The sequence below is a fragment of the Streptococcus handemini genome, assembly GCF_040984445.1.
Lineage (GTDB): Bacteria > Bacillota > Bacilli > Lactobacillales > Streptococcaceae > Streptococcus > Streptococcus handemini.
The window spans coordinates 1-8,109 of the sequence record NZ_JBFRYH010000078.1; the positions used below are offsets into that span (position 1 = coordinate 1).

Here is an 8,109-nt window from a genome sequence, read left to right on the forward strand (position 1 = left end):
GAACTTTGTGCTCTTTTTGATGTCGAACAGACATTAACTAGGAGCTTAACAGGATTGCAGTTGAGAATTGAACAAATTATACTTGCTTATAATTTGAGATACTTTGAGATTAACTAGCACCACGAGTTATCCTAAGTGTTTTTCGTGATTGGCACTACTCTGTTTTGCGTAGAACGATCTGTGGTTCTCCATCCTCGGGTTTTCCTTCTAGTTTGCTGAGAGTTCATCCTGATATTCGCATTTTTAGTAAAATATTTTAAGAAAAAATCTCCAAGAGATAGGATGAATCTCTTGGAGATTTTTTATGCTTGGGAATTGTTTTCCCAGATAAGATTGTTATACACAGCTAAAGCTGCCGCTCCGCTAGCTCCTCTATACGGATTGAAGGGGAGGATGTCGATATTTAAATTGCGTTTTGTAGGAATAAATTGTAATTGCTCGTTAATTAGAGTAATTAGTTTTTCTGAAAAACCAGGATAATTGAATAGTTGACTATTGATGTAGACTTTTTGAGAATCGTAAATGATCAACGTGTTGGCAATCGATGTTGCTAAAAATTGAATACCAGATTCAATTTTATCAATAATAAAGCTATCTCCTAGTAGATATGAATGATAGATCACCTCTAAGTTTAGATCTGCAGGTGAGGCGACTAATGTTTTGATAATCGTGTTTTTGGCATTTTCAAATAAAAATTCTGCGTTTTTTATCAGCCAAGTATCAGAAATATAGGTTTGAAGACAGCCTCTTTTCCCACACTCGCAAATGGGACCATTATGATCAACAATTGTGTGTCCTATTTCCCCTATATAAAAGTTTTTCTTTTTTAAGATAGAGTGATTGTCGAAAAAGGAACAAAAAAGTCCAGGGCCAATATGGATGAATAAAAATTGTTCAGGAGAACTTTCAGGATGGAAAAGATATTCTGCAACGGCCATGCAATTGATGTTGTTTTCTAAGAAGATAGGAAGATGGATCTTCTTTTTTATTTCGGAAATCTGAAAGAATTCCCACTTAGAGTTATTGGAGATGATTCTGCCAGTCTGGTGCTCAAAATGACCAGGTACAGAAATACCGATCCCACCAAATCGTAATTCTGGGAACTTTTTAATGGTGTTTGCTATCAGGTTGATCAGAACATCATTTATTTTCTTATAGTTGTAATCATCAATGTTTGTTTTGCTATTTTTTACTTTATTTCCCAAAGTATCGGTGATTGTTAAAAAAATACCCGTTGCATTTATTTCTATACCAATATAATGTTTAAAGTTCTTGTTTATGGTAATTAATCTTCTGCTCCTGCCAGATCCTTTGACAACTCGGACCTCATCTCCAGTCTCAATGACTTTGTTGTTGGATACTAAGAGGTTAATGGTATTAGTGACAGTAGCAGGCGTCAATCCTGTAGCCTTGGAAATACTCGTTCTAGAACTTGTTTGATGTCGAAATATCGTTTCTAAGATATTTCCGGAAATCAACCGAATGGTTTCTTCTTTCTTACACATGTTGCGTCTCCAATTTAACAGATTATTCTTACGAGAATTATAACATAAAAGATGAAAAAATAAAAAACAGAGATAAATCAAATAGAAAATAGCTTCTTTCTCATTTTATTTATAAAAAATAAGATATAAGTTGACATAGAAGCGTTTTCACGATATAATTATTTTATAAAAATAAAATAAACGGAGGGAAAGAAAATGAATGGATTTATGCATTTTCTAGAACACACCTTAGCACCATTTGGTACTAAGGTGGGAAATCAACGTCACTTGAAATCGGTTCGTGATGGATTCATGATGGCAATGCCACTTGTATTAGTAGGATCGTTTTTTCTATTATTAATTAGTTGGCCAGATCAGGCTTTAGGAGGATTTTCGGTTGTTGGTTTTTTGGAGAATATAGGAATTTTAGGAATTTTAACTCGCATGAACCAATCAACGATGGCCATCATTTCTTTAATCGCAACATTTGGAATTGCGTATAGATTATCAGAATCTTATGGAACAGATGGACCTTCTGCAGGGGTTATTGCCCTTTCTTCATTTGTACTGTTAGCTCCACGTTTTACTACAATGGTTTATAATGAATCAGGAGAGCAGGTTAGCCAAGTTTTTGGCGGGGCTATTCCTTTTGGAAGTCTAAATGCTAGTGCGCTATTTGTCGCAATTGCAGTAGGTCTTGTATCAGCAGAAATTTATCGTTATTTTATCCAAAAAGGGATTACGATAAAAATGCCAAAGAATGTTCCTGATGTTGTAGGAAAATCTTTTGCAGCCTTACTTCCAGCGCTAACTACATTGATTTTTTGGGCATGTATTTTCCAAACTTTAGAGATGCTAGGAGTCAAGGGTGGTCTTGGAGCTGTATTAGGTCTTATTGTAGGTAAACCTTTGGGGTATATTGCTGGTAGTTTAGGAGGAATGATTTTAGTTGTACTTGTTAATTCTCTCTTTTGGTTTACTGGTGTCAATGGAGGGCAGGTACTAAATGCCTTTGTTGATCCTGTATGGCTACAATTTACAGAAGAAAATCAAGCAGCTGCAGCTATTGGTGAAAAACTACCACACATTATTACTTTACCGTTCAAAGATCTCTTTGTCTTTATTGGAGGAGGTGGTGCGACTGTTGGTTTGGCACTTTGCTTGTTGATCTTTAGCAAGAGTAAAACATTTAAGAACTTGGGAAGACTTTCCTTTATTCCTTCGTTATTTAATATCAATACAGCTATTCTCTTTAGCTTTCCAACAGTATTAAACCCAATTATGATGATTCCTTTTGTTTTGACTCCGACAGTCAATGCGATTATAACCTATTTTGCGATGGCATTTGGATTTGTTCCAATGACAACAGGCGTTGTTCTACCATGGACCATGCCTCCTGTTTTAGGTGGCTTCTTAGCAACGGGAGGAAGCTGGCAAGGTGCCTTGTTGCAGGTGGTATTAATTGGGGTTTCCTTTGCTATTTATTTCCCATTTTTCAAAATTGCTGATAAGAAAAATTTGGAGTTAGAATTGTCAGGAGAGTAGTGCTATGAAGATTGCAGTATTTGATAAAGTCACAAATGAAACATCATCGTTCGCTGTTTCTGAATTAACCTATTATTTAAAGGCTATTTTGGGAGCTGATGTTTTTCTAACAGAGAATATAAAAGAAGCAGATATTATTTTAGATTTTCATAAAACAAAGGATACTATTCCTGATACGATTGATATTCAGGCGAAAGATGGGACATATTTCTTAGCAGCAAATAGTAAGAGCGGATTGTTAATTGCGGTTTATCGGTTATTGACGGAGCTGGGAGCGGTATTTACTCGGCCAGGTCGTCGTTTTGAACAACTCCCTAAGTTATCCATGGTAGATTGGCAGGCCAAGGTGATTTCGATTAAGGAAACGGCTAGTTATCGACATCGTGGTGTCTGTATTGAAGGTGCTGACAGTTATGAAAATATTATGGATTTTCTAGATTGGTTACCTAAAATTAACATGAATAGTTTTTTTGTACAGTTTGAGAATCCCTATTCTTTTTTGAAACGCTGGTATGAGCATGAATTTAATCCATATTCAAAGAAAGAACCTTTTAACAATGAAATTGCTCAGGAAATGAGCGATAAGTTAGATAGTGAAATGATGAAGCGTGGTTTGTATCATCATCGAGTTGGTCATGGTTGGACAGGAGAAGTACTGGGGTATTCTTCAAAGTATGGATGGGAGTCTGGCTTGACATTGCCTGACGATAAGAAGTCCCTAGTAGCTGAGTTAGATGGGGAGCGGGAACTATTTCATACAGCACCTATTTTGACAAGTTTATGCTTCTCAAACCCTGAAGTCGGCGATAAGATGTGTAAACTAATTGTTGAGTATGCTAAAAATCGTAGAGATGTAGACTATCTTCATGTTTGGTTGTCTGATGCTCGGAATAATATTTGTGAGTGTGAAAATTGCCAAAAAGAGATTCCTGCTGATCAGTATATTCGAATATTGAATCAGTTGGACAAAGCCCTAGAGGACGCTGGTTTAGATACAAAAATTTGTTTCCTACTCTATCATGAGTTATTATTTGCACCTAAACATGAAACATTAAAAAATCCAAATCGTTTTGTTATGATGTTTGCGCCGATTACGCGAACCTTTGAAATGAGTTATGCTGATGTGGACTATCAGTTGAATGTTCCTTCTCCGAAAGAGTATGCTCGAAATCGAATCGTGCTTCCGAATTCACTTGAGGAAAATTTATCCTATTTGTTCCAGTGGCAAGAAGTTTTTAAAGGGGACAGTTTTGTCTATGATTATCCACTGGGGCGTGCTCATTACGGCGATTTAGGGTATATGAACATTAGTAAGATTATTTATCATGATATTGCGTACATAGGAAATTTGGGTCTAAATGGATATATTAGCTGTCAGGAATTGAGAGCAGGTTTTCCTCATAATTTTCCAAATTTCGTGATGGGACAAATGTTATGGAATAAACAGTTGAGCTATGAGGAACTGACAGAGATGTATTTTGGCGCTTTGTATGGAGAAAAGTGGCAGGAGGTTGTACATTATCTAGAAGCATTATCTGAGTATTCTTCTTGCGATTACTTTAATGCGATTGGTTCACGTCAGGATGCAGATTTATCCGTTAAATATGATATTTCTAGTAAATTGGCTTTTAATTTTATAGATATACTAGAGGAAAATATTCCAAATCATACAGGAACAGAGCGTGAAGCTTGGATTCAGTTAAGTTACCACCGTGCTTATGTTGTAAAATTAGCCCATGCTCTTCATCTAATGGCTTCAGGAAATTATTTAGAAGCGCAAATTTGGTGGCATGATGTACTGAACTATATTCGGAGTCATGAATCTGATTTTCAACCTCATTTAGATGTTTATCGCGTGATTGAAGTTGCAAAAAATTATGCTGGATTTAAAGTATAAATGGGAGTAGGAGAGGATATCGACTAGTTCGCCGAAAGTTGATCTTGCCTCGATACTGCTGAATAGCTGCAATGTGACGCTAAAAAATCAAGCATGTCTACTATAGCAACAAAGCTGTAACAAGAGGATAGACATGAGCCCAATTTCATTAAGTTAACGAGATGCTGGGCAAAAAGTCTTAAAAATAGAGGCTCCATAATCTCCATGGTGGTTTTACCCGCTACAGAAATTATAGTGCCTCTTTTGTCTGATCAAAATTCTCTAACATGAAAAAAACTATTCTCATAACCGTCACTTATGGGAATAGTTTTGTTATAGACGAGGTACTTATCTGTTTAAGTTCTTTGATAATTGAATAGTCCAAAGCAGGACTTTTATTATTTGATGAGCAACTTAGTTTGATGCGCAATGAGATGAGCGGTAATCCATTAGCTATAAAATAGAGTAGTCCTCTATCTGCCATGATACAAATAAATGATAATGATACTTCTGATCGTTCAGGCTGCCATCGTAAAGGACAGCGGGTGGGACTCCCATGATTGACTTCACTAGTCGAACCTACTGAGGAATTTTGAAAGAAAAGGATGATGAGTATAAATGGATAAGAAAGTAACAGAAACTGAAGCCGTAGCCGTAGCCGTAGCAATTAATGGCTATAAGGTAACGATTAAAGTTTCAGATCAAAAGGTTGATATTATGATGGGTTCTGTCAATAATTTTGTGTAAACAGATGGTAGAAATTCAAATAGTTAGTCAAAAAGACTTTCCAGCGTATCTTGGCATTCTAGAAATCCTCTTGTTTTTCGGTAACTGGCTGTTTCCTGATAGTCATTGGATTGCGTGCCTAAGAAGGGTTCAACAGAAGCTTCATTTTGAAAGACAGGTTTCTTTAGAAAATAATAGTTTTGTTACTTGACATATGAGGGATCGTTTTTTTCCGAGTCGAGAAACGAGAATGCGAGTTCAGGTCCAGCGGACTGTTTTTCCCTCGCCTAGAAATAGCAGAGCGAGGTTGGTTGAATTGGATTATTTTTAATTATAAGGCTAGACTACTTCCCTATAGCAAATTTCTAGCATGCTATACTAGCTATTACAGCCTAAATAATGTAAAATAGAGAGCAGTTAGGAATCAAGGAGATGAGGAAATGGCAGCGTATTGGAGTCGCTATGAGGGGTTGGAAGAAAAACTTGATAATGTAAGATCCCTGATTGAAAAGAAGGTCCACATACGACATGCGGGTATCAAGCAGGCACTAGTGGAGCTAAATAGCGCAGGTGGAAAGTACCTTCGCCCCGCTTTTTTCTTTTTATTTGAGGAGTTTGGTGGCACACCAAGACTCGATGAGGGCAAGTTGATGATCGCTGCAGCCTCTCTTGAGGTCTTGCACTTGGCGACCTTGGTTCATGATGACATTATTGACGACTCTCCACTCCGCCGAGGACAGGTGACGATTCAAAGTCGCTTTGGTAAGGATGTTGCCGTCTACACAGGAGACTTGCTCTTTACCGTCTTTTTTGGCTTACTCCTAGAGTCCATGTCTGGCTCACCTTATATGAATGTCAATGCCAAGGCAATGAAGAAAATACTAGTTGGTGAGCTTGATCAGATGTCTGCCTATTATAATCAGGCGCAAACAGTCCATGACTATTTACGAGCTGCTGCTGGGAAAACCGCTGCCTTGTTTAAACTGGCAAGTCGAGAAGGTGCCTACTTTGGTGGTGCAGATCAAGAAACCATCCGCTTGGCAGGACATATCGGTTTTTATATTGGTATGGCTTTTCAGATGATTGATGATTTGTTAGACTATACAGAACAACAAGCGACCTTGAATAAGCCTGTCTTGGAAGACATTGGTCAAGGCATTTATAATTTGCCCCTCTTATGTGCTCTACAAAAAAATCCTACCGCCTTTCGTCCTTATTTGGATAAGCGGCAGGATATGACAGAAGAAGATGTACAGGCTGTTATTGCTTTAATGAAGCAAGAAGGGGGATTAGAGCAGGCAAGGAAGCTAGCAGAGCTCTTTACGCAAAAAGCAGTATCTGCAATCGAACAGTTGCCAAATCACCCAGCCAAAGACCTATTATACAATTTAACAAAACAGTTATTAAAAAGAAGTAGTTAAGCTAAAAAAGAGTGAGGCGCAGCTGTACGTTTAAAGCGACAGTTGGTCTCACTTTTTGTATGGTGGCAGTTTTCTCAATAGGAGATGTTATCCCCAGTTAATTTCAAAAAATAACTTTTTTATCTTTTCTTATGTAGTGCGAACGGAAGCAACCTCCTTCGGAGTTTCATTCCTAATTTTTGAGCCTAGGTCTCAAAAATTCCGTTGGGAGTGGGACAAACACCGTGATTTCATAGAAATCGATTTTGCCAATTTCGCTTTCTCATTTCTAGGCTCAAGTATTAACAGTCCACTGGACTGTTAATATCCGCAAGGTTGCCTAGCTTCCACAATTGAGAATTGTGGAAGGCTGGAAATAGAACGAGCGCAGCTCGCCCCATGCAATTGAGAAGTGTGGAAGGTTGGAAATAAGGCTAGTGCAGAATAGTGTTAGCTGTGAATACAGGTTCTTATTTTGTTATTCGATACATCGTGTTATTTGTTGATTTTGGACGAGTATTGAAAATAGTACGTTTTTTCTTCCCTCGCTTTCCAGTCTGGCATTCTTCATTGAAAAATCCGTACCTATGTTCTAAGTCTTACATTTTTCGTTGAAAATTCCTTGCTTGTGTTCTAAGTTTTACTTTCTTCACTGAAAAATCTCCTCCCTATGTTTTTAGTCTCGCATTTTTTTCGTGAAGAACGGCTCCCTCGCTTTCCAGTCTGGTATTTTTCATTGAAACATCTTTGCCTATGTTCCAAGTCTGCTGTTTTTTGCTAAAAATTTCCTGACTATGTTCTACGTTTTACTTTTTCAGTTGAGAACATCTTTCCTAGAAAACAAGTTTTGCTTTTTCGTCTGGAAATGCTTAGTCTTATATGCTGGTCTTGCTTAGTATTTTGGAGATGAGATTTAGGTGATATAGAAAAAGAGATTAGTTTTCTAATCTCTTAGACCGAAGACAAACTAGTCGAGAGTCTGGTTTGTCTTTTTGTTTTCTGTTTTATTTTGAAAAAAAATAGTCTAGTAGAGTGGTTTAGGGCAAAATAAAAAGGCCTTCCCGCCATCAGTTTGACC

5 protein-coding genes and 1 pseudogene are annotated in these 8,109 nt (G+C 37.4%); 5 read left to right on the forward strand and 1 reads right to left on the reverse strand.

Annotation, left to right across the window (positions count from 1 at the left end):
- Positions 1 to 117 (forward strand): annotated as a pseudogene (locus tag ABPH35_RS09640) (IS982 family transposase); the annotation flags it as partial.
- A 185-nt stretch (positions 118 to 302) separates the two neighbouring features.
- Here the strand turns inward: ABPH35_RS09640 and ABPH35_RS09645 are convergent.
- Positions 303 to 1,505, reverse strand: coding sequence for an ROK family protein (locus ABPH35_RS09645; RefSeq protein WP_349989519.1), 1,203 nt, complete (start codon positions 1,503 to 1,505; stop codon positions 303 to 305).
- Positions 1,506 to 1,700: 195 nt separating this feature from the next.
- Here ABPH35_RS09645 and ABPH35_RS09650 point away from each other — a divergent pair, with 195 nt between their 5' ends.
- The 4 genes from ABPH35_RS09650 (at position 1,701) to ABPH35_RS09665 (ending at position 7,052) form a co-directional block, all read left to right on the forward strand.
- Positions 1,701 to 3,029 (forward strand): PTS transporter subunit EIIC, encoded by a 1,329-nt coding sequence (locus ABPH35_RS09650; RefSeq protein WP_368849772.1) that lies wholly within the window; start codon positions 1,701 to 1,703, stop codon positions 3,027 to 3,029.
- Positions 3,030 to 3,033: 4 nt separating this feature from the next.
- The gene (locus ABPH35_RS09655; protein ID WP_368849773.1) at positions 3,034 to 4,926 is read left to right on the forward strand and encodes a DUF4838 domain-containing protein; all 1,893 of its coding nucleotides are present in this window, start codon (positions 3,034 to 3,036) and stop codon (positions 4,924 to 4,926) included.
- Between the two features lie 597 nt (positions 4,927 to 5,523).
- Complete coding sequence (locus ABPH35_RS09660) at positions 5,524 to 5,652, forward strand: hypothetical protein (protein ID WP_368849774.1); 129 nt, start codon at positions 5,524 to 5,526, stop codon at positions 5,650 to 5,652.
- Positions 5,653 to 6,071: 419 nt separating this feature from the next.
- Entirely contained in the window at positions 6,072 to 7,052 is a 981-nt protein-coding gene (locus tag ABPH35_RS09665; protein WP_368849775.1) for a polyprenyl synthetase family protein, read from the forward strand.
- Positions 7,053 to 8,109: the final 1,057 nt, after the last annotated feature.